Consider the following 22796-nt stretch of genomic DNA (forward strand, 5'->3'; position numbering starts at 1 on the left):
CGACGCGCCCCGGGTGGGCGCCGCCGCTCAGCGCGGGGCGGCGGCGCGCTTCCGCCGAGGCGATCGCCGCCCTAGGTCTCCGGCCGGGGGTGACGCGTGTCGCTGATCGGAGGGCGCTTGAGCGCGCGGCTTCTGCGCTGGATTCCGCATGTGCTCGCGCTCGTCGCCGCGCTCCTCGCGTCGCCGGCGCGCGCCGCGGCCGCGCCGGTTGTCCACGGCGCGCCGATCCAGGGCGAGATCGACGCCGGGGTGTCGGCCTTCGTGAAGCGGGCGATCGCCGGGGCCGAGGCGGCAGGGGCGAGCGCGTTGATCCTGCCGACGAACACGCTCGGCGGGCGCGTCGACGCGGCGATCGTCATCCGGGACGCCCTGCTCGCGACCCCGCTCCGCACCGTCGTCTTCGTCGACCCGCGGGCGATCTCGGCGGGCGCGCTCATCGCGCTCGCGGCGGAGGAGATCGTCATGGCCGACGGCGCGACCCTGGGCGCCGCGGCGCCGGTGCGCGCCGGGGCGGGGGGGATGGAGCCCGCCGGGGAGAAGGCGACCTCGTACGTCAGGAAGGAGTTCCGCGCGACCGCCGAGCGCCGCGGGCGACCCCCGGAGCTCGCCGAGGCGATGGTGGACGAGGACGTCGCCGTCGAGGGGGTCGTGGGGCCGGGGAAGCTGCTCACGCTCACCACCGCCGAGGCGCTCTCGCTCGGCGTCGCGGATGCCCAGGCCGGCGACATCGACGCCGTGCTCGCCCGGCTCGGCCTGGAGGGCGCGGAGATCCACGCCGTGTCGCCGAGCTGGGCAGAGCGCGCGCTCCGGTTCCTGACGATGCCCGCCGTGAGCTCGCTCCTCCTGAGCCTCGGGCTGATGGGCGTGCTCCTCGAGCTGCGCACGCCGGGGTTCGGCGTCCCGGGCCTCGTCGGCGTCGCCTGCCTCGTGCTGTTCTTCTGGGCGCAGTGGCTGCTGGCCCTGGTCGGCTGGGAGGAGATCGCGCTCGCCGCGGCCGGCGTGCTGCTCATCGGCCTCGAGGTCTTCGTGATCCCCGGCTTCGGGGTCGCCGGCGTCCTCGGCGCGATCGCGCTGCTCGCCGGCCTGAGCATGAGCCTGGTCGGCGCCGGCGTGACGCTCGAGCGCGCCCTCGAGGCCGTCGCCCAGGCCGCGCTCTCCATCGTGCTCGCGCTGGCGGGCGCGCTCGTCGCGCTGCGCTTCCTGCCGCGGCTCCCGTTCGGGCGGCGGCTGGTCCTGGAGACGAGCCTCGGCGCGGAGGTCGCCGCCGGCCAGGAGCCCCCGGCGAGCCGGCCGCTCCCGGGCGAGCGCGGCGTCGCCGCCTCGCCGCTCCGGCCGGCCGGGATCGCGCACATCGGCGAGGCGCGGGTCGATGTGGTGTCCGAGGCCGAGTACATCGAGGCCGGCGAGGCGATCGAGGTGATCCGCGTCGAAGGCCACCGCGTCGTCGTGCGCCGGATCGTGGCGGAAGGGGAAGGGGGGTGACGAGATCATGGGGATCGATCTGGGCCTGTTGGGGCTCGTCCTGCTGCTGTTCGCGGCGCTGTTCATCGGGCTCTACATGATCCCGATACCGCTCTGGATCGCGGCCTGGGCCTCGGGCGCGTACGTCGGGCTGCTCACGCTCATCGGGATGCGCTTCCGGCGCGTCCCGCCGGGCACGGTGGTCACGGCGCGCATCAGCGCGGTCAAGGCGGGGCTCGATATCTCCGTCAACGACCTCGAGGCGCACTTCCTCGCCGGCGGCGACGTGGTGCGCGTGGTCAACGCCCTCATCTCGGCGGACAAGGCGAACATCCCGATGCCGTTCAAGCGCGCGGCGGCCATCGACCTGGCCGGCCGCGACGTGCTCGAGGCGGTGAAGATGTCCGTGATCCCGAAGGTCATCGAGACCGCCCGCATCGCGGCGGTCGCGAAGGACGGGATCCAGCTCATCGCGATCTCCCGCGTGACGGTCCGGACCAACATCGAGCGGCTCGTGGGCGGGGCCGGGGAGCAGACCATCATCGCCCGGGTCGGGGAGGGGATGGTGAGCACCATCGGCTCGGCGGCCACCCACAAGCAGGTGCTCGAGAACCCCGATCACATCTCGAAGAACATCCTCGCGCGGGGGCTCGACGCGGGGACGGCCTACGAGATCCTCTCCATCGACATCGCGGACGTCGACGTCGGCGCCAACATCGGCGCCAAGCTGCAGATCGACCAGGCCAACGCGGACAAGCAGATCGCCCAGGCCAAGGCGGAGGAGCGGCGCGCGATGGCGGTCGCGCTGGAGCAGGAGATGCGGGCGCGGGTCGTCGAGGCCGAGGCCGAGGTGCCGCGCGCCATGGCCGACGCGTTCCGCCGGGGCAACCTCGGTGTCATGGATTATTACCGGATGAAGAACGTCCAGGCGGACACCGACATGCGCGGCGCCATCGCCTCGGACATGCCCACCGCCGACGGGACCCCGGAGGCGCTGCAGCCGCGGAGCGGACACCCGTGAGCCTGGCCGATCTGCTGCTGATCGCGCTGTTCCTGCTCTTCGCGCTGGTGTCATGGTTCGGCGCGGCGCTCGGTCGGCGGCGCGAGTCGCCGGGCGAGCGGCGTCAGGACGGCGAGGCGTCCCCGCGCGCGCCGCTCCACAGGGGGCCGGCCGCCCGGCCCGGGCACGCCGCGCCGCAGTCCGTCGGGCCTCTGCTCTCGGGGCAGACCGAGGCGTCGCCGGCGGGCGGCTCCGTCGCGGGCGCCGGGCGCGCTGCCGTGCGCCGCCGCGCGCCGCTGGCGAGCGCGCTGCGCCACCGGGCCAGCCTGCGCAGGACCTTTGCGCTGATGGCGGTCCTGGACCGCAGGGCGGACCGCGGCGGCTGAGCGGACGCGCGGGCGGGGCGTGGCCCCCCGTCCGGCGCGTCGGGTATGGCGCTAGGCGCCCGCCAGGGCCTTCGCTGCCCGGGTCTTCGGAGCGCGCGCCACGCGCGTCTGCCGTTGTCGCAGGTTGTTGTCCTGCTTCTGCCGGTTTTCGCTCTTGCGCGTCGACTTGCGCGAGGGGCGGCTTTGGGCGGAGTCCTCGAGGGTGGCGGACGCGCGCGAGGTGTTCAGCTTCGTGTTGCGCGCGGCCGTCGAGCTGCCGCCCGCGCGCCGGTCGGTGGCGCTGTAGCCGGGCTGCGCCGTGTCGACCGTGGCGTCGCGCCGCTCCTTGTCGGGCCGCTCGGCCGCGCGCGCGAGGTTGTCCGTGTGGCGACCGACGCGCCGGCCGATCAGGCTGCCCTCCTCGGGCATCGGCAGCGGCCGGCGCTTGGGCCGCCGGCCCCCGGCCGCACCGTCGCCGGCGGCGCGAGCCCTGCGCGCGGCCGGGGGCGAGGCGCTCCGCCCCGCGCCGCGCAGCGCTTGGGCTGCCGGCCGCGAGCGGCCGATGGCGCGGCGGACGGCGCGCTCGGCGACGTGGCTCGCTCGGTCGATCGCCTCGCGGAGCTGCGCCGCGACTTCCTGGGTGACGACGCTCTCGAGTCCGCTCAGCACCACCTTGATGCGACACGCCGTATCCACGCCGCCCCGCGGCCCGTTCACGTCCTCCAGACGCACGCTGATGCGCTCGATGTGGGGGGCGAATTTGCCCAGCCTGCGGCCGAGGCGCTCCCGCACGTACTCGCGCACGTCGGGACCGAGCTCGACGCCCGTGGTGCGCACCGCGAGCGGCGTGCGCGCGGCCGCTGTCCGGCCGCTCACCCGCTTGACCGGGCGGGCCACTTGGCTCGCGAACGCAGCGCGCCGCGATGGCTTCTGACTCTGGCTCATCCTTCTTCTCCTCCTCTGTCGGTCTGAGTGAACCGCGGGGTCGTGTGGCAGTTTGCTACATGGCGGGGCGATCCTCCCTCGCGCGGCGAGGCGTAGCTCCGCAGCCGCTCTCGATCGCACGATGAGCATGCGCGTCTCGCACGATGAGCGTGCGCGTCGTCAGCCCACGTCGGACGCTGCGGGCACAGCAGCATGACGCGTGCCACCTCGGCTGCCCCGGACGCGCGCGCGGCCGGCGCCTGACACCCGTCGAGCAACGGTATTGTCCCGGGGATCCCAGCCGGGTCATCATGCGCTCCCTGGCACCCCCGGTCGCGCCGGCGGTCCGCGCGCGATCGAGGCGGGCGCGGGTCCACGTCGAGGCGGACAGGTCCAGGCGAGCCGCTCATGATCAAGCTCGTCTTCCGCCGCGAGGTCGCCGAGGGGTACCGCAGGGAGCTCCTGCGCGTCTGGACCCCGTTCCTGGTCCTCGGCGTCGTCGCCCTCGTCGTGACCTATCTGCTCTTCGTCGAGCCCCCGCCGCCCCGCGTGGTGACCATCGCCACGGGCCAGCCCACCGGCCGCTACAACGCCTTCGCCGAGCAGTACCGCGCGCACCTGGCCGGGGTCGGCATCACCCTCGAGATCCGCGAGACGGCGGGCTCGGCCGAGAACGTGGCGCTCTTGCTCGATCCGGCGAGCGGGGTCTCGCTCGCCTTCGTGCAGGGCGGCGCCATGCCGTCCGGGGCCCGCGATCGCCTGAGCAGCCTCGCCAGCCTCTACCGCGAGCCGCTCTGGATCTTCCACCGCGGCGACCGGGCCGACGATCGCCTCACCGATCTCGCGGGCAAGCGCCTCTCCATCGGCCCCGAGGGCAGCGGCACCCGCGCGGTCGTGCAGCGGCTGCTCGCGGACAGCGGCATCACCGCCGGCGCGCAGGCCGCGGCCGGCGCGCCCTTCGAGGGCTTGCCCGATCGGCAGGCCGCCGAGGCGCTGCAGGCTGGCCGCATCGACGCCGCGTTCTTCATCGTCGGCCCCGGCTCCGCGCAGGTGCAGGAGCTGATCCGCGCCGAGGGCGTGCACCTCATGAGCCTGCGCCGGCACGACAGCTTCGTGCGCCGGTATCCCTATCTTTCCAGCGTCCCTCTCAGCGAGGGGTTGCTCGACCTCGAGCGCAACATCCCGCCCGCGCCGAGCTCCCTGCTCGCCCCGCCCGCCGCGCTGCTCGCCAACGCGACGCTCCACCCCGCGTTGATCCCGCTCCTGATCGAGGCGGCGCGCGCCGCGCACGAGCCGGGCAACCTCCTCGACGCGCCCGGCGAGTTCCCGTCCACGCGCTTCGTGGAGGCGCCGCTCCACCCCGAGGCGCGGCGTTACCATGAGGAAGGGCCCTCGTTCCTGCGGCGCGTCTTGCCCTTCTGGCCGGCGTCGATGGTGAGCCGGCTCAAGCTCATGCTGCTGCCCCTGGCGACGGTGCTCTTCTCCATCTTCAAGATCGCGCAGCCCCTTTACAACTGGCGGATCAACGCGCGGATCTACCGCCACTACGAGACCTTGCGCCGCGCGCAGCGGGAGCTCTCGCGCCCGGTGGATCCAGCGCGTCGCGCGGAGATGGCCGCGACGCTCCGGCGGCTGGAGGACGACCTCGCCACCGTGTCGGTCCCGCTCCGGGCGATGGCGGATCTTTACCAGCTCTACCTGCACCTCGGGTACGTGCGCCGTCGACTCCAGGGCGAGCGGCCCTCGCCGCCGCCGCCGCCGCCGCCGCCGCCCGCCGCGTGACCCGCTGGCGCCGGTTCACGGGCGCCGGGCTTGCGCGGCGCGGTAGAGGGCGAGGACGCGGGCGCGGCGACCCTTGTCCATGCGGAAGCCGAGACCGTGCCGCACGATCTCGGGGAGATAGAGCTCATCCTGCTCGACACGGATGACCACGCCGTGGGTCTCGAGAAAGGTGACGTCCGCGCGCGCGAGCTCGAAATCCTCCGCCTGAAAAGGGATTTTTCGCCGCTCCTCGGGCGCCTTGCGAAGACGTTCGAACAGAGGCAAGAGGCCGGGGATCTCGACCTCGATCTCCTTGATCTTCGCTGCCGAGCACTCGACGAGCGCATCGCGGAGCGAGCGCGGCGTCAGCTTCGGCTCGTCGGGCACCTTCTCCGCCGCAACTCGGACGAGCCGCACGAGATCGCGGGCCTGCAGGCGGCCCTGGAAGTCGGACAGGGCGGCGACGACCCAGCGATCGGTGTGGGCTTCGCGGGATCTCTCGGAGCCCAGGCGGTCGCCCCAGAAGGCCTTGAGTCCCTCGCGCAGCTCGTCGTAGGGCGCGAGCGGGATGCGCTCCGGATCGATGACGTGGAGCCCCGCGCGATCGAGGATCCAGGCGACGAGCCGCAGCGCCTCCGTCGACGTCCAGACGATGGAAAATTTGCCATGGAGCGCCTCGAACTGGCCGAAATTCTGCACGATCGCGGCCTGCGCGAGATCGCGGCGCACGAAGGTGACGACGCCGAGGTGGGGCGAGCGCAGGTCGCGCACCCGGAGCGTGAAGCGCTGGAGCAGATCTCGCAGGAGACGTTGCTGGCCTTCGCTGAGAGGGGATTGGGGGCCGGGCTGGAACGAGTCCTCGATTCCGTCGATCGCGAGGCACACGGCCACACCGCGCTTGGCGAGCGCGGTGGCGACGGCCTCGACGCTCACCCCGGCGGTCTCTGGAAGACCGAGGCGCGCGGCGACGCGCCGGGTCCAGAACTCCGTGTCGTCCGTGTCCCGCGTGGGGGCTCGATCGAGGTCGGTGCGCATCGCGTCCTCGGTGAGCGGTGCCTCCGTGCCCGGAGGGCGCGGGCTGAGGGCTTCCCAGACGAGACGCTCGGCGTCCGCCACCTTCGCGGCGAGATCCGGCTGTTTGTTCACCGGGCTGAGGAGAGGAAAGACGAATGCCTGATGTTGACCCGGGAGCGGAAGAGCGGGGGCGCTGCTGGAGACCAGCGTGGAGAACGTCCGCCAGTCGCCGGCCAGGACCATCTGACCCCAGGCGAAGGTCTTCCCGGCCCCCTTAGCGCCCAGCACCACGGCGGCGGGGAGGCCCATGGGGAATTGGTCGACCAGCGCCGCGAGGGCCGGGGTCACCAGGAGGCCGAGCTTGGCGTTGCCCTCCGCGTACTCGAGCTTCCTGGCTTCCGCTGCGACCGCTTTCAGGCCGCGTGCCGATGGAGCCGGTGAGGGCGTGGCCGCGGGCGTCACCCGGGGCGCGAGCAGCGCCGCGAGCCGGGGTGCTGCTCGCTTCCCCAGGTCTGTCCCGGGGAGCAGATCACGCAGCAACTGCTCGACGGAATCGAACCGGATGAGCTCCTCCGCGAAGCGGGCCTCATGTACGTTGCCCTGCACCGCTTCCTCCGCGATGTCGTCCGCGGCGTGGGGAATGGAGTCCTGCAAATCACCGGAGAGGCGCGCGATGGCCTCGCTCGTGAAGGAGGGAGGGATCATCGAGAGGACCACCTCGGGGCGCCTTTCCTTCCGCACGCGGCTCCTCATGCGCTCCAGCACGAAGGTGGTACCCCGGATCGACTGCCCGCTGCACGACGTCACCAGGATCGTCTGGACTCGCGGATCCAGCAGAAGAGGGGAGGAGAGCTCGGTGACGCCCGCGCGGAGATCAAGGAGGACAACGTCGACGCCGAGCGCCTGACCCAGCGCCGCGAGCGCCTCCGCGATGACGTGCGCCCGCCCCGGTCCTCGCACGACCTGCTCGATCGTGACCGGCTGCGCGAAGAGCTGCTCCTTGTCGCGGTGGGATGGGAGGAAATAGAAGGTGGCGCGACCCCCGGAGAGCTCCACCCCTTCGCTGTTCAGGCGGAGCCGCTCGGTGGCGAGCGGGAGCACGGCGCGCCAGTCGTCCGCGTCGTGCACGAGCGCGAGGAAGTCGAGCAGGCAGAAGCGGTCGGGGGGGCCGGGGATCTCGAACGTCAGCCCCGGGGCCTCGAGATCCGCGTCGACCACGAGCACATGGCCCCCTCGCGGGGGCGGCTCGACCAGCGCTCCGAGGGTGGCCAGAAGCGTGGTCGTACGGCCGACGCCGCCCTTGTACGAATAGAACGCGGCGAGCCTCGGAGAGCCCTCGGGGAGCGGATGGAGTTGGCCCGGGACCTCCTTGGCGTCGGTCCAGAGGGGGCGGACCACGTGAGGCGACGGTGTCGCGTCTTCGCCTGACTCGTGGATCTCGATGCGGAGCGATCGGGGTGCGTTGAGCGTCGACTCGAGCGCCAGCGTCACGCCATCGACGGCGATCTTGGGTCCGAACACATCGGCGAGTCGCCTCGCCACGTCCGCGCGGCGTCCAGGCGCGCACGTGACGTTGAGCGTCTCGAGGTCCGCCGAGACTTCGAGCCAGGGCGGAGCCTCCTCGCCTCGCAGGGCGCGCTCCACGTCTCGCCATGTGTACAACGGGGTCATCGGATGTTCTCCTCGAGGTACTTCAGCACCGCTTTTGCCGAGATCAGGAGCTTTCTACGGGAATCCACGGACAGTCGCCGCCCGTAGCGCAGCGCCTCGTGGATCCGGTCCGGGCCCACGTCCTCGTCGGGCTCCACCAACCTGACCGCGTGAAAGCGCGGCGTCTGGCCGACCAGTCGGAGCAGTTCGTCGAGGTGGTGCGTCAGGTCGTCCTTGTCGAGCTTGAGCGTGGTCTTCTTGCCTCGCCTGTCGAGCAGGACCCGCTTGAGGCCGCACTCGATCGCATAGATGACGAGGAGCAGCGACGAGTCGCTCAGCTCGGCGCCGTTGAGTCCGGCATCCTTGTGGCGTCGGAATGCTCTCTTGAGCTGCTCGGAGCTGACGTGCGCCTTGGCGCCGCCGGGGTCGGCCCGCTGCATCATCCGGTCGGCGACGAGCGTGCTCGCGTACTCGAAGCACGCTCGCATCTCCTCGCGGGTGATGTTTACGTGATCGCCGACGTCGTCGTCGACCTTCGCGAGCGCCGCGAGCACGTCCTCCACCGCGTCTCCCGTCCGCTTGAAGACGGGCCGGGTCCCGGCGTGCGGCGCTGGGATGATGTGGTCACTCCAGGGCACGGCCGGCACCGTAGTGCAAGCGCGCGGCGGTTGTCATCGGCGCCCGTGCCGCGGAGCGGCAGCTCGGCTCGCCAGGGTTCACGATGACGCCAGCTGCTGCCCCGGGGAGACCGGATCCGATGGCCTGGAGGCAGCCAGCTGCCCCGGGGAGCTCGGATCCGATGGCCCGGAGGCAGCCAGCTGCCCCGGAGAGCTCGGATCCGATGGCCTGGAGGCAGCCAGCTGCCCCGGGGAAACCGGATCCGATGGCCTGGAGGCAGCCAGCTGCCCCGGGGAAACCGGATCCGATGGTCCGGAGGCAGCCAGCTGCCCCGGGGAAACCGGATCCGATGGCCTGGAGGCAGCCAGCTGCCCCGGGGAAACCGGATCCGATGGCCTGGAGGCAGCCAGCTGCCCCGGGGAAACCGGATCCGATGGCCTGGAGGCAGCCAGCTGCCCCGGGGAGACCGGATCCGATGGCCCGGAGGCAGCCAGCACACCCGCCATCCCCCGCGCGCTCCCTCACGCCCCCTCGTCGCCGTCGCTCCCCCCGCCGAACCAGCGCTGCAGCGTCCGCCGGTCGACGCCGAGCAGCCCCGCTGCCCGCTGCTTCTTGCCGCCCACGCGCCGCAGGACGATCTGCGCATACTCGCGCTGGAGCTCGTCGAGCGTCATCAGCCGATCCGCCGCGACCTCCAGGAAATCCGGCGCGCCGCGCCGGGCGCGCACGCCCTCGGGGAGGTCGTCCGGGGAGATCCGACCGCCGTCGCAGAGCGCCGCCGCCCGCTCGATCGCGTTCTCCAGCTCGCGGACGTTGCCGGGCCAGTCGTGCGCGAGCAGGCGCTTCACCGCCGCGCCCGAGAACCCCGCGATCGGCTTGCCCGCGTGCGCGGCCGCGCGGGCAAGGAAGTGCTCGGCCAGCGGCAGGATGTCGTCCATCCGGTGCCGGAGCGGCGGGATCGCGATCTCGATCACCGCGAGCCGGTAGAAGAGGTCCTCGCGAAAGGCGCGCTCGGCGACCGCCGCGCGCAGATCGCGGTTCGTCGCCGCGATGACGCGCACGTCGACCGGCTCCGACGACACCGAGCCGACCGGGCGGACCTCGCGCTCCTGGAGCGCGCGCAGGAGCTTCGCCTGGAGCGGCAGCGCCAGCTCGCTCACCTCGTCGAGGAACAGCGTCCCGCCGTCCGCCTCCTGGAACATCCCGGGCCGATCGCTGCGCGCGTCCGTGTACGCGCCCTTGCGCACCCCGAAGAGCTCCGCCTCGATGAGCGTCTCCGGGATCGCCGCGCAGTTGACCGCCACGAACTTCCGCGCGCGACGCCGGCTCTCGCCGTGGAGCGCGCGCGCCACGAGCTCCTTGCCGCTCCCGCTCGGGCCGCTCACGAGCACCGTCGCCGGGTTGTCCGCCACGCGCCGCACGAGCGTGATCACCTCCTCGATCGCCCGGCTGCGCCCGACCATCCCCGCGATCGAGAACCGCTGCGCCACCTCCGAGCGCAGCTCGGTCAGCTCGACCGTCATCGCCCGCTGCCCGAGCGCCCGCTCCATCCGGAGCGCCATGTCCGCGGGCTGGAACGGCTTCGGCAGGTAGTCGAACGCGCCGGCGCGCATCGCGCGGACCGCCGTGTCGATCGAGCCGAACGCCGTCATGGCGATGATCGCCGCCCGCGGGTCGAAGCGCGCGATCTGCTCGATGAGCTCGATCCCGTCCATCTCGGGCATGCGCACGTCGGTCACGACGAGATCGAACTCGCGCTCCTCGAGCAGCGGCAGCGCGAGCAGCGGCGCGGTCAGCGTCGTCGGCTCGTGGCCCATGTCGCGGGCGATGTCGGCCACGAGCTTCACCATCTCGAGCTCGTCGTCGACGACGAGCACCCTCGCGCGCGCGCTCACGCCCGGGTCTCCGCGCCCACGCCGCCCACGCCGCGCGCGATGAGCGGCGCGGCGGCGCTGCGCGGCAGGGTGACGCGGAAGCAGGCGCCGCCGCGGCCCGTGTGGACGAGCTCGACCGAGCCGCCCGCCTCGCGCACCACCCCCTCGACGATCGCCAGGCCGAGCCCGGTGCCGCCGCGATCGCCCCGCGACGTGAAGAACGCCTCGAAGATGTGCTCGGCGACGCCGGGGGGGACGCCCGGGCCGCGATCCTCGACCTCGAACGACGCCTTGCGGCCGTCGGTCTGCGCGAGGCGCACCGCGATCTCGCCGCCGCGGGGCTGCGCCTGCGCCGCGTTCAGGCAGAGGTTGAACAGCACCTGGAACAGGTGATCCGCGTCGAGCACCACGTGGACCTGCGCCGCGTCGTGCTCGATCCGGGTCGTGATCCCGCGCTGCCGGCACTCCGGTCCCAGGAACGCGAGCACCTCGCGCGCGACCTGGGCCACGTCGCTGCCGCGGCCGAGGAGCCGGGGCGGACGGGCGATGGAGAGCAGCCGCGCCACAACGCGGGAGATGCGCTCGGACTGCGTGGCGATCGTCTCCAGCTCGCCGCGGGTCGCCTCGGGCCAGCCCGGCTGATCGGCGAGGCGGCGCGCGCGCGCCAGGATGACGTTGAGGGGCGAGCCGATCTCGTGGCCGATCGAGGCGACCACCTGACCGACGGCCGACAGCGCGTGCGCCTGCTGCAGCTTGCGCTCGACGGCGGCCCGGGCGGCCTGCTCCTGCTCCAGGTGGGCGCGCGCCTCGGCGAGCGAGGCGGTCATCGCGTTGAACGCCCGCGCGAGCCGCCGGAGCTCCTCGGCGCCGCCCTCGGGCACCGTCACCCCGAGCTCCCCGCGCGCCACCCGCTCGACGCCGGCCACGATCGCGCCGGCCGGCCGCCCCACCGTCGCCCGGCTCGCGAACGCGGCGATCAGCGCCGTCGCGGCGAGGAGCGCGGCGCCGGCGAGCGCCAGCCCGCGGTTCGAGCTGCTCGCGAACGCGTCCAGGTAGCGGAGCTCCCGGACGACCACGGCGACGACCGACAGCCCGCGCTGCGAGAACGTGACGGTGCGCACGAGCGCCGGCGCCCCGCCGAGCGTCTGCTCCACCTCGATCTCGGCGCCCGTCGCGAGCGCCCTCCGCGCGAGCGCCGCGAGCGCCGCCGCCTCGCCGGCGATCGGATCCGTCACGAGGATCGGGCCCCCGGCCGCGTCGAACGCCGCGATCCCGAGGATGCGGTCGGCCTGCGCGAGCCGCTCGATCCGGTGCTTGAGCAGCTCGACCTGGCCGCGCTCCACGGCCCCGCCGATCGCCGCCTCGACCAGGCTCGCGTGGTGGCGCAGCTCGGCGGCCGCCTGGCTGCGGAGGAACTGGTGCCGGCTCGTGTGGATCGCCGCCCCGTAGAGCGTCACGGCCAGGACGATCGGCACGAGGAGCATGAGCCAGAGCTGGAGCGTCAGCCCCATCGTGCTCCGCCCCTCTTGGCTTCGCGCGTTCATGCGATCCATTGTCCCAGATGCGACACCATGTCGCACCTCATCGGGCCTCGCAGGTGCCGTCGCGGCAGAGCTGGTCGGATCGGCAGTCGCGCGCGTCCCGGCACCGGAGCACGCATCGTCCGTCGACGCACTCGTTCCCGGCGCCGCAGATCGAGCTCGAGAGGCACTCGACGCACGTGGAGCTGATGCAATACGCGAGATCGTCGTCGCGGCCCCGGCACTCGGCATCGCTGGAACAGGGCATGTTCCGCGGCTCCGGAGCGCAGCCCGCGGCGCTCGCGGCCAGAAGACCGGCGGTGGCGGCGAGCGTGGCGAGCGTGGCGAGGAAGGCGATGGGGCGGGGGAGCCGTGCGGAGCCTGTCCTTTTCGTCATGCGTTACCTGGCAGCAACTCCCAAGCCACCTGGGCACGGATGCTGCTCCACAACGGGCAGGCTGCGCTCGCGCGAGGGCCGCTGCGCGCAAGGAACGCCCGCGCGGGCCCCCGCGCTCCATCCATGGACCATGGCTGCTGGCGGATCGCGGGGTGCACCGGCGCTCGTGTGGACACTCGCTCTGGAAGACGACGGTGATCCCGGAACTCCTCATCAAGCGAACTTTCCCGGTGCTCCTCGGCGGCATGATCATGACGGCTGCGTACCAGCAGGCTTCCGGGATCTCGTACCTCGTGGAGGAAGCGTTGCTCTCCGGGTTGCCCGGAGCTCGGTCGCTGCCGCCGTCGCCGCCGCCGCGGCCCGTCTTGGGTGCCGGAGATCACACGACAAGCGCGGTGGCCATCCTCGCGCGGAACCCGTTCGACTCGAGGACGGGGCCCCTCACGCCGAAGCCTCCGGAAGCGGAGGAGGAGGACGGGGACGCCGTCACCTACGGAGATCCGCTGCTGGATCCGATCTGCGAGGACGCGCGCGTCCTCTTGATCGCCGCCTCGGAGGATCCCGCGTGGTCCTTCGCCACGATCGCGTCCGGGCGCGGGGAGCCGCTCCTCCGCCGGGCGGGCGATCCGGTCGAGGGCCGCTCCGTCCTCGCGATCGCCTGGGATCGCGTGTGGCTCGCCGAGCCGGGCGCGCGCTGTCAGGTCCGCATCGGCGACAACCGGCGCGCGCCTGCGCCCCGCGCTGCGCCGAAGCCGTCGAAGCCGCCGAAGCCGCCGAAGCCGCCGAAGCGCGGCGCGCTCCCGCCCGAGATCGCGTCGAAGATCCGGAAGATCAGCGACACCGAGTTCATCGTCGACCGGACGGCGATCGATCTGGTCCTGGAGAAGCAGGGTGAGCTCATGCGCTCCACGCGGATCGTCCCCGTCCGGGAGGGAGAGCGGGTGATCGGCGTCCGCCTCGCGCGCGTCACGGACGGCTCGCTGCTGCCCGCGGTCGGCCTGCGCAAAGGGGACACGATCCGGTCGATCAACGGCTTCGATCTGACCGACCCGCAGAGCGCGCTCCAGGCCTATGCCCGGCTGCGCTCGGCGAACAACCTCGCGATCGCCGTCCAGCGGGGCGGCAAGGACATGACGATCGACCTCCGGATCCAGTGAGCCTGCGCTTACAGGTCGATGACCTCGACGCGATCCGACTCGGAGGCTCCCTCCGTGATGCGCAGGAGGCCGTCGAGCAGGTGGCCGAAGACGTCGTCGAGGCTGTCGCCGCCCGGCGCGCCGAGCAGCGGCACCGAGTCGCCCCAGTCCCTGACGAGCATCGTCTCGCGCCGGTCCGGAGGGGGCCAGCTCATTGTTTGAGGTCAAAGCAATCGCGGCGGCGCGCGCTCGGCTCACCCGTCCTCTTTTTCACCCGCCGCACGCCCGCGTTCGTCGCGCAGGCGCCGCACGGAAGAGCCGTAGTCGTCGACCAGCGTGCCGGGCGCCCGCACGCCGCTGCGGTACGCCGCCCGCGCCACGATGTGCGCGCCGACGGGCGCGGTCATGCCCACGAAGAGCAGCGCCAGCGCCGCCTTGGTCACGCTCGCGAGCTCCCTGAAGTGCAGCGCGAGCGCGGCGAGCAGGAACGCGAGCCCGAGCGTCGCCGCCTTGGTCGGCGCGTGAATGCGCGCATAGAAGTCCGGCAGGCGCAGGACGCCGAGCGACGCCACGAACATGAAGAACGTCCCCGCCAGGGCGGCGGCGATCTCGAGCGCGCTAGCGAGCAAGGGAGCCCTCCAGGTAGGCGGCCAGCGAGATGGTGCCGATGAACCCGAACAGCACGGTCACCAGCACCATGTCGATGAACGCGTCCGTCTCGAGCAGCATCGATGCCACGAGCGCCACGCCGACGACGTTCATCAGCAGGCAATCGAACGCGACCAATCGATCGAAGTGCGTCGGCCCGCGCGCGATGCGGATCGTGCAGAGCCCGATGCCGGCGCCGAGCACGACGAGCGAGGCGAAGAGGACGGCGGATCGCGGATCGACGCTTCCCATGTCATTCCTCCGGTGATGACGGCAGCCCGCGGCCTGCGGCGCGCTGGATGAGACGAATGAATTGGCGCAGCCGGCTGCCCAGCTCCGCCGGATCGCGCGCGTAGAGGGAGTGGATGTAGAGCGCCTGCTCCTCCAGGCCCACGTCGACCGTCAGCGTGCCCGGCGTCAGAGATACGAGGCAGGCGAGGAGGATCGTCTGCACGGGGCTCAGGTCGCGCACGTCGAGGCGGACGAACGCCGGATGGAACACGGGCCGCGGGCGGAGGATGTCGCGCGCGAGCGCGAGGCTCGAGAGGACGAGCTCCCGGACGAAGCTCCAGGCGAGGGCGAGCACGCCGGCCGCAGCGCGCGCGTAGCGGCTCCGGCCGAGCGCGCGCTCGGTGAGCGCGATCGCGCCGAAGCCCACGAGGAAGCCCACGATCAGTCGCCTCAGAGAGAACTCCACCTGGAGCAGGACCCAGACGATCGCGAGGAGCAGGTTCAACGCGAGGTGGTTCATCGGCTCATCGTCGCTGCACGAGGACCGCATCCACGTACGGCGTCGCTTCCAGGAGCGCGGTCGCCGTCCGCTCGAGGTGCGCGAAGAGCGGCGCCGCCGCGAGGCCCAGGATCACGGTCAGCGCGCCGAGGCCGAGCGTCGCGCCCAGCATGCCCCGGTCGCCGCCGGCGCCGCGCGACCGCGGGCCGGTGGGCTCCCCCCAGAAGACAGCCGTCCATATCTTGAGCATCGACGCGAGCGTGAGGAGGCCGACGACGAGCGCTACCGTGGTGGCAACGACGGCGCCGGCCCGGAAGCCACCGACGACGAGGAGCAGCTTGCCCCAGAACCCGCTGAGCGGGGGCAGTCCGGCCAGCGACATGGCAGGGACGAAGAAGCCCGCGGCCACCCATGGGTGCGTGCGCGCGAGCCCGCGGGTGTGGCCGAGCGCCCCCGGCCCTCCGATGCCCTCCACGACGCCCCCTGCGAAGATCAGCGCTGTCTTCGCGACCATGTTGTGGATCGTGTGGAACAGCCCCGCTGCCACCCCGATCGGGGTGAACAGCGCTAGCCCGAAGATCATGTAGCCGACCTGGCTCACGATGTGGAACGACAGGATGCCGCGCATCGTGCTTCGCCCGAGCGCCCCCACGACCCCGATGACCATCGTGACCGCGGCGATCATGAGGAGCGCCGGGCGGAGCCCGCCGGGCGCGGCGGCGCCCAGGAGCGGGACGGCGCGGAACAGCGTGTAGACGCCCACCTTGGTGAGGAGCCCGGCGAAGAGGCCGTTCACCACGGCCGATGCCTCCGGGTACGCGTCGGGCAGCCAGAAGAACACCGGCGCCAGGGCCGCCTTGACCATGAAGACGACGATCACCAGCGCCCCCGCGCCCCAGAACGCGGAAGGCAGGCCCCCCTCGCGGACGCGCACCGCGAGCTCGGCCATGTTCACGGTGCCGGCCGTGCCGTAGACCGCGCCCACGCCGCCGAGGAGCACGGCGCTGGCGACGAGGTTGATCACCACGTACGCGAGCGCATGCTGCTGCCCTGCCGCCCGGGTGCCGAGCGCGAGCAGCGCGAAGGACGAGAGGAGCATGAGCTCGAAGAACACGAACAAGTTGAAGAGATCACCGGTCACGAGCGAGCCGTTGACCCCTGCCATCATGAGCTGCTGGAGCGGATAGAAACACCGCCGCTCGCGCGCGCCGCGGAGCGATCCGGGCGCGTAGGCGAGCGCGGCCAGGGCGACGATCGACGCGAACAGCAGCATCAGGGCGGCGAGCGAGTCCGTTACCCACACGATGCCGACGCGCGGGCTCCAGCCTCCGAGGGCGAGCACGAGGATCGCACCGCGGGTCGTCCGGGCGGAGATCACCAGAGCGGTCGCGAAGAGGAGGGCGCCGCTGGCGAGCGACAGCCACCGCTCCAGCCGCGGCCTCCCGGAGAGCAGCGCCAGGAGCACCGCCGTGAACAGGGGCAGCAGCACCGGGACCACCACGATCGTGGCGTTCATGCGTCGTCCCTCCCGGAGGGCTCATCGCTCCCCTCCCTCCGGTGGATGTCGAGGGCCATCGCGAGCAGGAAGGCGGCCATTCCGAAGCCGATCACGATCGCCGTGAGGATGAACGCCTGCGCGAGCGGATCGGCCGTGGGGCGGGCGAGGGCGGCGGCCGGATCGTCCTCCGGGATCAGCGGCGGCGCCGCGCTCGCGGGCATCCCCGAGGCGGTCAGCACGAAGAGGTTCACGCCGTTGGACAGCAGGAAGAAGCCGATCGCCACGAGCTGCACGTCGCGGGACAGCATGAGGTACAGCCCCGCAACGAGGAGCGCCCCGGCCGCGATCGCGGCGGTCCCGATCACAGCGGCGCCTCCGCTGCGAAGGTGTCGAGCACCTTGATCGCGGCGCCTACCACCGTGAGATAGACCCCGGTGTCGAAGAGCAGCGTCGTCGAGAGGCGGAGCCCGGGAGCATCGGCGGCGCCGATCTGCAGGTGGTAATGGGTCAAGAAGGCCTGACCGCGCGCGACCGCTGGCAGCCCGGACGCCGTGGCGACGAGGAGGCCGAGCCAGGGCAACCGGCAAGCGAGCGGGGCGAGCGCGGCGCGCACGGTGCCCGCGCCGAAGGCCAAGGCCGCCAGGACGAACGCGATGGTCGTGACGAGCCCGGCGATGAAGCCACCGCCCGGCGCGTCGTGCCCGCGGAGCAGCAGGAAGAGCGCGAAGACGGTGATCAGCGGGAGCACCCCTGCGGCCACGTAGCTCAGGAAGGGCGATCGCATGACCCGCCTCCCCCATGCCTGGACGTCGGAGCCGGCGCGCGCCGGGGACGCAGCGCCGCCACGCCCAGCGCGGCGACGGCGAGCACGGTGATCTCGCCGAGGGTATCGGCGCCCCGGAAATCCACGAGGATGACGTTGACGGCGTTTCTCCCGTGCGCATCGGGGAGCGACAGCGCGAGCTGCTCGGCTCCGGCAGGGGCTCTCGGAGGATGGACACCGGAGCTCCAGGCGAGGGCCGCCGCGAGGGCCGCGACGGTGCCGGCCACCGCGGCGTGAGCGACGCGCGTGCTGCGAGGCCGGACGTCGGGGCCTGGCCTGGGAAGCCTGCGAAAGACGAGCAGGAGCAGGATGAGAGAGACCGTCTCGACAAGGATCTGCGTGAGCACGAGGTCGGGGGCGCGGAAGAGGATGTAGAAGACCGCGACGCCGTACCCCGCGACCGCCATGGTCACGATCCTGGCGATACGGCTCCGCCCGAAGGGCGTCAGCGCCGCGCCGGCGATGATCATGAGCGCCGGAAGGCAGGAGACCCCGAGATCAGGGCCCCACGTCCTCGTCGCGGAGAGCCCATCCCCCAGGGCGACGGCGGCGCACGACGCGGCGGCGGCGAACAGGAGCATCACCGCCAGGTAGCGAGGCAGCCCCCCTGCCTGTGCGGCTCGACCGGCCCAGCCCGAGAGTCGGAGGACGGCCCCGGCGATGCGGTCGGAGAGGATCTGTGTCTCCGGCTCGCTGGGGGGTTTTGCGAGCCGCCTCCAGAGGAGATAACCGCCCACCCCCAGCGCGATGGTGATCGAGCTGAGGGCGAAGAGGGCGTCCACGTGGTGCCACACGGCCAGCCACCCCAGCCGCTCGGCTCCGGGCTCGAGGAGGGAACCCAGCCACCCGGGCGCCATGCCGCCGATCACCTGCGGGGCGAGCAGGATGAGCGGGACGACCAGCAGCCAGGGCGAGAGCTGGTGCCTCGGATGCCCGCGATCTTCGGGCGGGATCTCGGGACCCCAGAACGAGCTGACGAAGAGCTTGAGCGCATAGGCGACGGTGAAGGCCCCGCCCACGAGGGCCACCACGAGCGCGGCCACGCCGGCCGGGGAGTGAACGGTGAGCAGCGCCTCGTAGAGGACCTCTTTGCTGATGAAGCCGAGCACGAAGGGAAAGCCCGCCATGGCGGCGGCGCCGAACCCGATCAAGACCCCGGCGACCGGCTCGCGCCGGAACCAGTGCTCCTCCTTCAGCACCGACAGATCGCGTGTGCCCGTCACCTTCTCCATCCAGCCGACGAGCAAGAACAGAGAGGACTTGTACAGCGCGTGGTTCGCGATATTGAGCAGCTCACCGCGCGTCCCTGCCGTCGCGTACAGGCCGTAGAGCGCGGTCAGCACGCCGAGGTACGCCACCGTGCTGTACGCGAGGAGCTTCTTGAGATCCCAGGCCCGGACGGCGTCCCATCCGGCGACGACGAAGGTGGTGAGACCCACCGTGACGAGGACAGGTTGCCAGGCCGGGGATGCATGAAACACCGGGAACAGGCGGCCTATCAAGAAGACACCTCCCTTCACCATCGTGGCGGAGTGGAGATAGGCGCTGACGGGCGCGGGTGCGGCCATGGCGCCCGGGAGCCAGAAGTGGAACGGGAACTGCGCCGATTTTGTGAACGCCCCGGCGAGCAGGAGGAGGAGCGCGGTGACATGGGCCGGGTTCGCCACGATCTCGCCCGCGCGCGGGGCGAGCTCGGACAGGTCGTAGGTGCCGGCCATCTGCCCGAGCAGCACCACGCCGGCGAGCATCGCGAGGCCCCCTGCGCCCGTGACCAGGAAGGCGCGGATCGCGCCGCTCCGCGCCTCCGGATCGGTGAAGTCCATCCCGATGAGGAGCGCGGACGCGATGGTGGTCAGCTCCCAGAAGACGTAGAGGAGCACGAGCGAGTCCGAGAGGACGACCCCGATCATGGCCCCCATGAACGCGAGGAGCGCCGCCCAGTAAGTGGGGCTGCCCTTCGGTCCCAGGTATACGCGGCTGTACTGGACGACGCCGAGGCCCACGCCGGCGACGAGCAGCACGAAGAAGGCGCCGAGGCGGTCCAGGCGCAAATTCGCCGTTATCCCGAGGGAGGGGATCCACGCGATCGGGACCGTCGTGGATCCGCCCGCGGACACCTCGGGCCAGCGCGGAAGCATGATGACGAGCAGGAGCGCAGGGGGGAGGAGCGCGACGCGTCCAGCCCACCGCGGCGAGAGAAACAGCACGAGCGCGGCGCCCAGGAAGGGAACAGCGATGGTCCATGCGAGCGTCGGTAGCATGCGAGAACCCTTGTTGCCGAACGGTGCATGGCCCCCTTGGCATGTGGCTACGCGACCAGGCGATCAGCGCCCTCGGCGACGAGCACCGGGAGGGGCGAACTCCGAAGTCTCTCTTCGACGCTGCGCCCGGACAGCCTCTCGACCCGGATTCCGGAGCGATGCGAGATCACCATCAGGCGGGCTCGGCAGGCGCTCGCGATCCCGGCGAGCCCTACGTGCCGGAGCCCGGCGACGAGCCGCGCCTCGACCCGCGCTCCGAGCTGCTGTGCGGCTGGAGAAAAGTCGGTGTCGCATCCGATCGGCATGGACTGCCGTGAAGCAGCGAAAGGTGTGCCTGCCTGTGCGGCGTGCGACGATTGCGCGCTCGGTTGCTGGCCAAGCGACCGAGCAGGCAGCTCGTACCGGCGAGCCGCGCCGCCCCGAGAGCGCGCCCGCGCGGCCCGCCGGCGTCGCGCCCTCCCGAGCGACCGCGATCGCGCGCCCGGCCCGCGGACCTGTCGGCCCACAGCCCGCCTCGCCCTCCACCGGCGCGCGACGCGCCGCGACGCTCCTGCGCGGCGCGATCGCGGCTCGATCGACGCGCAACGTCGGCCGGCGCGCCGGATCAGCTTGCACGACGCCGCGCGATATGTTTTGAGTTCAAAGTATTCGCTCGCCCGCGACGATCCCGGGTGGGCATCGCGCCCTGTTCGTCTTCGACGGCACGAGGCCTCGCGGCTCGTCCCTCTGCGCCGGCGCGCCTCGCGCCCGGCGGATGAGGGCCGTGCCGTGCCTCGCGCCCGACGCGCGGCGCCTCGTTACCGCAGAGGAGGGGAGTTCCATGTCCCGACTGCTCATCGTCTCCAACCGTCTCCCGATCAGCGTGCGCGTCGACCGCGGCGCGCTCTGCCTCACGCGCTCCTCGGGCGGCCTCGCCGCCGCCATGCGCGGCCCGCACGAGCGCCACTGCGCGCTCTGGGTCGGCTGGCCAGGCAGCGTGGCGAGCCTCACACCGGAGCAGCGCGACGACGCCGACGAGGCGCTCGCCGGGATGCGCGCCGTGCCCGTGCACCTCGGCGCCGCCGAGCAGCACCGCTTCTACGACGGCTTCTCGAACGGCGTCCTCTGGCCCCTGTTCCACTACCTGCTCGACAAGGTGAACCTGGACGCCGAGCTCGACTGGGAGGCCTACCAGCGCGTCAACGAGCACTTCGCCGACGTCGTCGCCACGCAGTACAGGCCGGGCGACGCGATCTGGGTGCACGACTACCAGCTCATGCTCCTCCCGGCGCTCCTCCGGCGGCGCCTCCCCGGGGCGCGGATCGGCTTCTTCCTCCACGTCCCGTTCCCGTCCGCCGAGGTCTTCCGCATCCTCCCGTGGCGGGAGCAGATCGTGAGGGGCCTGCTCGGCGCCGACCTGCTCGGCTTTCACACGGCCAGCTACCGCAGGAACTTCGCGGCGTCGGCGGCGCACGTGCTCGGCGTCGAGCCGGGCGAGGCGGCGATCGAGCACGACGGGCGCACGGTCGCGCTCGGGGTCCACCCCATCAGCATCGACGCCGCCGAGATCGAGCGGCTCGCGGGCCACCCCGGCGTCCGGGAGGAGGCGGCGCGCATCCGCGCCGAGGCGCGCGGCCGCAAGATCGTGCTCGGGATCGACCGCCTCGACTACACGAAGGGGATCCCGCGCCGCCTGCTCGCCATCGAGCGGCTCCTCGAGCGCGAGCCCGAGCTGCGCGAGCAGATCCGCTTCATCCAGCTCGCCGTGCCCACGCGGGAGATGGCCGGCGCGTACGCCGACTTCCGGCGGGTCGTGCACGAGCTGGTCGGCCGCATCAACGGCCAGCACGGTACGACGTGCGCCACGCCGATCCACTACATGCACCGCTCGCTGCCGTTCGAGCAGGTGGTCGCCCTCTACCTCGCCGCCGACGTCATGCTGGTGACCCCGCTCCGCGACGGCATGAACCTCGTCGCGAAGGAGTACGTCGCCGCGCGGGTCGACGACGACGGTGCCCTCATCCTGAGCGAATTCGCGGGGGCCTCGGCCGAGCTCGCGGAGGCGATCTCCGTCAACCCGTACGACATCGGCTCGGTCGCCGCCGCCGTGAAGCGAGCGATCGCCATGCCGCCCGCCGAGCAGCGGGTCCGGATGGCGGCGCTGCGCCGCCGTGTGGCCACGCACGACGTCCACGCCTGGGCGCAGTCGTTCCTCGATGACCTCGACCGCGCGGCGGCGCCGGAGCCCGCGGGGGCCGCCGCGGCGTCGCGCCGGGGGATGCCCGAGAGCGTCGTCGAGAGCGTCCGCCTCGCGCCGCAGCGCGTGTGGATCCTCGACTACGACGGCACGCTGGTCCCGTTCGCGTCGGTGCCCGACCTCGCCGCGCCCGACGAGGAGCTCCTCGCGCTGCTCACGGCGCTGTCCGAGCGCGACCGCGTGCACGTCGTGAGCGGCCGTCGGCGCGCCGACATCGAGCGCTGGTTCGGCGCGCTGCCGCTCCACCTGCACGCCGAGCACGGCTTCTGGTCGCGGCCCAAGGCGAGCGACGACTGGGTCGCGCTCGAGTCGGACGCCGCCGCGTGGAAGGGCGAGGTGCGGGCGATCCTGGAGGACGTCACCCGGCGCACCCCGGGCAGCTTCATCGAGGAGAAGACCGTGACCCTGGCGTGGCACTACCGCACGGCCGAGCCCGAGCTCGCGGGCGAGCACGTGCGCGAGCTGCGCGCGCGCCTCGAGGCGCGCATCCCCATGGACACGCTGGAGCTCCTCGCCGGCGCGAAGGTGGTCGAGGTCCGGCCGCGCGGCGTCCACAAGGGCAGGGTGGTGCCGCTCATCCTGGACGATGTCCCCGCGCGGGCGGCGGTGATCGCGATCGGCGACGACCGCACGGACGAGGACATCTTCGCGGCGCTCCCGCCGTCCGCGTGCACCATCCACGTCGGCAACCAGAGCAGCCGCGCCGCCTACCGCCTGCCCGACGCGGGCGCTGTGCGGCGCCTCCTGCGCTCGGTCCACGCTGGATCCGACGCCGGATACGACGCCTGATCGCGCCGGACGCCGCGCCTCGCCCATGCCGGACGACCTTGGCCGCCGCCGCCCGCTGCGCGGCGCCGCCCGCGAGCGCCCCGCGCTCCCA

Annotated in this window: 20 protein-coding genes; 6 read left to right on the forward strand and 14 right to left on the reverse strand. The window is 72.6% G+C overall.

Annotated elements, in window-relative coordinates; translation table 11 throughout:
- The first annotated feature begins 117 nt into the window (after positions 1–117).
- Genes WMF17_RS17030 through WMF17_RS17040 form a run of 3 tightly spaced genes read left to right on the forward strand, consistent with a single transcriptional unit; the run spans position 118 to position 2847 of the window.
- Entirely contained in the window at positions 118–1482 is a 1365-nt protein-coding gene (locus WMF17_RS17030; protein WP_437650481.1) for an NfeD family protein, read from the forward strand.
- A gap of 7 nt (positions 1483–1489) precedes the next feature.
- Positions 1490–2482, forward strand: coding sequence for a flotillin-like protein FloA (gene floA, locus WMF17_RS17035; protein WP_437650482.1), 993 nt, complete (start codon positions 1490–1492; stop codon positions 2480–2482).
- Positions 2479–2847: a hypothetical protein gene (locus WMF17_RS17040; protein WP_437603132.1), complete on the forward strand. Its 369-nt coding sequence runs from the start codon at positions 2479–2481 to the stop codon at positions 2845–2847. The genes floA and WMF17_RS17040 overlap by 4 nt, the downstream gene beginning before the upstream one ends.
- A gap of 51 nt (positions 2848–2898) precedes the next feature.
- On the opposite strand, the gene WMF17_RS17045 is transcribed toward WMF17_RS17040, so the two are convergent.
- A complete protein-coding gene (locus WMF17_RS17045) occupies positions 2899–3771 on the reverse strand; it encodes an HPF/RaiA family ribosome-associated protein (protein ID WP_437650483.1) in 873 nt (290 codons plus the stop codon).
- Positions 3772–4158: 387 nt separating this feature from the next.
- On the opposite strand from WMF17_RS17045, the gene WMF17_RS17050 reads away from it, so the two are divergent.
- Positions 4159–5532 carry a TAXI family TRAP transporter solute-binding subunit gene (locus WMF17_RS17050; protein WP_437650484.1) on the forward strand — a complete coding sequence of 458 codons (1374 nt, stop codon included), beginning with the start codon at positions 4159–4161 and terminating at the stop codon, positions 5530–5532.
- A 15-nt stretch (positions 5533–5547) separates the two neighbouring features.
- On the opposite strand, the gene WMF17_RS17055 is transcribed toward WMF17_RS17050, so the two are convergent.
- From WMF17_RS17055 to WMF17_RS17075, 5 genes are all read right to left on the reverse strand, one after another.
- Positions 5548–8196: a KGGVGR-motif variant AAA ATPase gene (locus WMF17_RS17055; protein WP_437603135.1), complete on the reverse strand. Its 2649-nt coding sequence runs from the start codon at positions 8194–8196 to the stop codon at positions 5548–5550.
- The gene (locus WMF17_RS17060; RefSeq protein WP_437603136.1) at positions 8193–8813 is read right to left on the reverse strand and encodes a hypothetical protein; all 621 of its coding nucleotides are present in this window, start codon (positions 8811–8813) and stop codon (positions 8193–8195) included. The genes WMF17_RS17055 and WMF17_RS17060 overlap by 4 nt, the downstream gene beginning before the upstream one ends.
- Before the next feature lie 501 nt (positions 8814–9314).
- Entirely contained in the window at positions 9315–10688 is a 1374-nt protein-coding gene (locus WMF17_RS17065; protein ID WP_437650485.1) for a sigma-54-dependent transcriptional regulator, read from the reverse strand.
- Complete coding sequence (locus WMF17_RS17070) at positions 10685–12211, reverse strand: ATP-binding protein (RefSeq protein WP_437650486.1); 1527 nt, start codon at positions 12209–12211, stop codon at positions 10685–10687. The genes WMF17_RS17065 and WMF17_RS17070 overlap by 4 nt, the downstream gene beginning before the upstream one ends.
- A gap of 37 nt (positions 12212–12248) precedes the next feature.
- Complete coding sequence (locus WMF17_RS17075) at positions 12249–12584, reverse strand: hypothetical protein (protein ID WP_437603139.1); 336 nt, start codon at positions 12582–12584, stop codon at positions 12249–12251.
- Between the two features lie 194 nt (positions 12585–12778).
- Between WMF17_RS17075 and gspC the strand changes: the two genes are divergently transcribed.
- Positions 12779–13741 carry a type II secretion system protein GspC gene (gene gspC / locus WMF17_RS17080; RefSeq protein WP_437603140.1) on the forward strand — a complete coding sequence of 321 codons (963 nt, stop codon included), beginning with the start codon at positions 12779–12781 and terminating at the stop codon, positions 13739–13741.
- A gap of 8 nt (positions 13742–13749) precedes the next feature.
- On the opposite strand, the gene WMF17_RS17085 is transcribed toward gspC, so the two are convergent.
- The 8 genes from WMF17_RS17085 to mbhE are packed head-to-tail and all read right to left on the reverse strand — an operon-like array spanning position 13750 to position 19680.
- Positions 13750–13935 carry a hypothetical protein gene (locus tag WMF17_RS17085; protein ID WP_437650487.1) on the reverse strand — a complete coding sequence of 62 codons (186 nt, stop codon included), beginning with the start codon at positions 13933–13935 and terminating at the stop codon, positions 13750–13752.
- Between the two features lie 39 nt (positions 13936–13974).
- On the reverse strand, positions 13975–14349 hold the full coding sequence (mnhG, locus tag WMF17_RS17090) for a monovalent cation/H(+) antiporter subunit G (RefSeq protein WP_437603142.1): 375 nt from the start codon (positions 14347–14349) through the stop codon (positions 13975–13977).
- Positions 14339–14620: a monovalent cation/H+ antiporter complex subunit F gene (locus WMF17_RS17095; protein WP_437603143.1), complete on the reverse strand. Its 282-nt coding sequence runs from the start codon at positions 14618–14620 to the stop codon at positions 14339–14341. Before WMF17_RS17095 ends, mnhG begins: the two co-directional genes overlap by 11 nt.
- A 1-nt stretch (position 14621) precedes the next feature.
- On the reverse strand, positions 14622–15119 hold the full coding sequence (locus tag WMF17_RS17100; protein WP_437603144.1) for a Na+/H+ antiporter subunit E: 498 nt from the start codon (positions 15117–15119) through the stop codon (positions 14622–14624).
- 4 nt (positions 15120–15123) lie between these two features.
- A complete protein-coding gene (locus tag WMF17_RS17105; protein WP_437603145.1) occupies positions 15124–16614 on the reverse strand; it encodes a proton-conducting transporter transmembrane domain-containing protein in 1491 nt (496 codons plus the stop codon).
- On the reverse strand, positions 16611–16961 hold the full coding sequence (locus WMF17_RS17110) for a sodium:proton antiporter (protein WP_437603146.1): 351 nt from the start codon (positions 16959–16961) through the stop codon (positions 16611–16613). The genes WMF17_RS17105 and WMF17_RS17110 overlap by 4 nt, the downstream gene beginning before the upstream one ends.
- The gene (locus WMF17_RS17115; protein WP_437603147.1) at positions 16958–17380 is read right to left on the reverse strand and encodes an MnhB domain-containing protein; all 423 of its coding nucleotides are present in this window, start codon (positions 17378–17380) and stop codon (positions 16958–16960) included. Before WMF17_RS17115 ends, WMF17_RS17110 begins: the two co-directional genes overlap by 4 nt.
- Positions 17362–19680, reverse strand: a complete 2319-nt coding sequence (mbhE, locus tag WMF17_RS17120) for a hydrogen gas-evolving membrane-bound hydrogenase subunit E (protein ID WP_437603148.1) — start codon at positions 19678–19680, stop codon at positions 17362–17364. Before mbhE ends, WMF17_RS17115 begins: the two co-directional genes overlap by 19 nt.
- Before the next feature lie 820 nt (positions 19681–20500).
- Between mbhE and WMF17_RS17125 the strand changes: the two genes are divergently transcribed.
- Positions 20501–22705, forward strand: coding sequence for a bifunctional alpha,alpha-trehalose-phosphate synthase (UDP-forming)/trehalose-phosphatase (locus WMF17_RS17125; RefSeq protein ID WP_437650488.1), 2205 nt, complete (start codon positions 20501–20503; stop codon positions 22703–22705).
- Positions 22706–22796 lie beyond the last annotated feature (91 nt).

The organism is Sorangium sp. So ce362 (genome assembly GCF_051519845.1).
Classification (GTDB): Bacteria; Myxococcota_A; Polyangia; order Polyangiales; family Polyangiaceae; genus Sorangium.

Coding starts and splice junctions, on each gene's coding strand:
- floA (WP_437650482.1), top strand. CDS start 1,490: ATGGGGATCGATCTGGGCCTGTTGGGGCTCGTCCTGCTGCTGTTCGCG.
- WMF17_RS17045 (WP_437650483.1), bottom strand. CDS start 3,771: ATGAGCCAGAGTCAGAAGCCATCGCGGCGCGCTGCGTTCGCGAGCCAA.
- WMF17_RS17050 (WP_437650484.1), top strand. CDS start 4,159: ATGATCAAGCTCGTCTTCCGCCGCGAGGTCGCCGAGGGGTACCGCAGG.
- WMF17_RS17055 (WP_437603135.1), bottom strand. CDS start 8,196: ATGACCCCGTTGTACACATGGCGAGACGTGGAGCGCGCCCTGCGAGGC.
- WMF17_RS17070 (WP_437650486.1), bottom strand. CDS start 12,211: ATGAACGCGCGAAGCCAAGAGGGGCGGAGCACGATGGGGCTGACGCTC.
- WMF17_RS17075 (WP_437603139.1), bottom strand. CDS start 12,584: ATGACGAAAAGGACAGGCTCCGCACGGCTCCCCCGCCCCATCGCCTTC.
- WMF17_RS17085 (WP_437650487.1), bottom strand. CDS start 13,935: ATGAGCTGGCCCCCTCCGGACCGGCGCGAGACGATGCTCGTCAGGGAC.
- WMF17_RS17095 (WP_437603143.1), bottom strand. CDS start 14,620: ATGGGAAGCGTCGATCCGCGATCCGCCGTCCTCTTCGCCTCGCTCGTC.
- WMF17_RS17100 (WP_437603144.1), bottom strand. CDS start 15,119: ATGAACCACCTCGCGTTGAACCTGCTCCTCGCGATCGTCTGGGTCCTG.
- WMF17_RS17105 (WP_437603145.1), bottom strand. CDS start 16,614: ATGAACGCCACGATCGTGGTGGTCCCGGTGCTGCTGCCCCTGTTCACG.
- WMF17_RS17115 (WP_437603147.1), bottom strand. CDS start 17,380: ATGCGATCGCCCTTCCTGAGCTACGTGGCCGCAGGGGTGCTCCCGCTG.
- mbhE (WP_437603148.1), bottom strand. CDS start 19,680: ATGCTACCGACGCTCGCATGGACCATCGCTGTTCCCTTCCTGGGCGCC.
- WMF17_RS17125 (WP_437650488.1), top strand. CDS start 20,501: ATGTCCCGACTGCTCATCGTCTCCAACCGTCTCCCGATCAGCGTGCGC.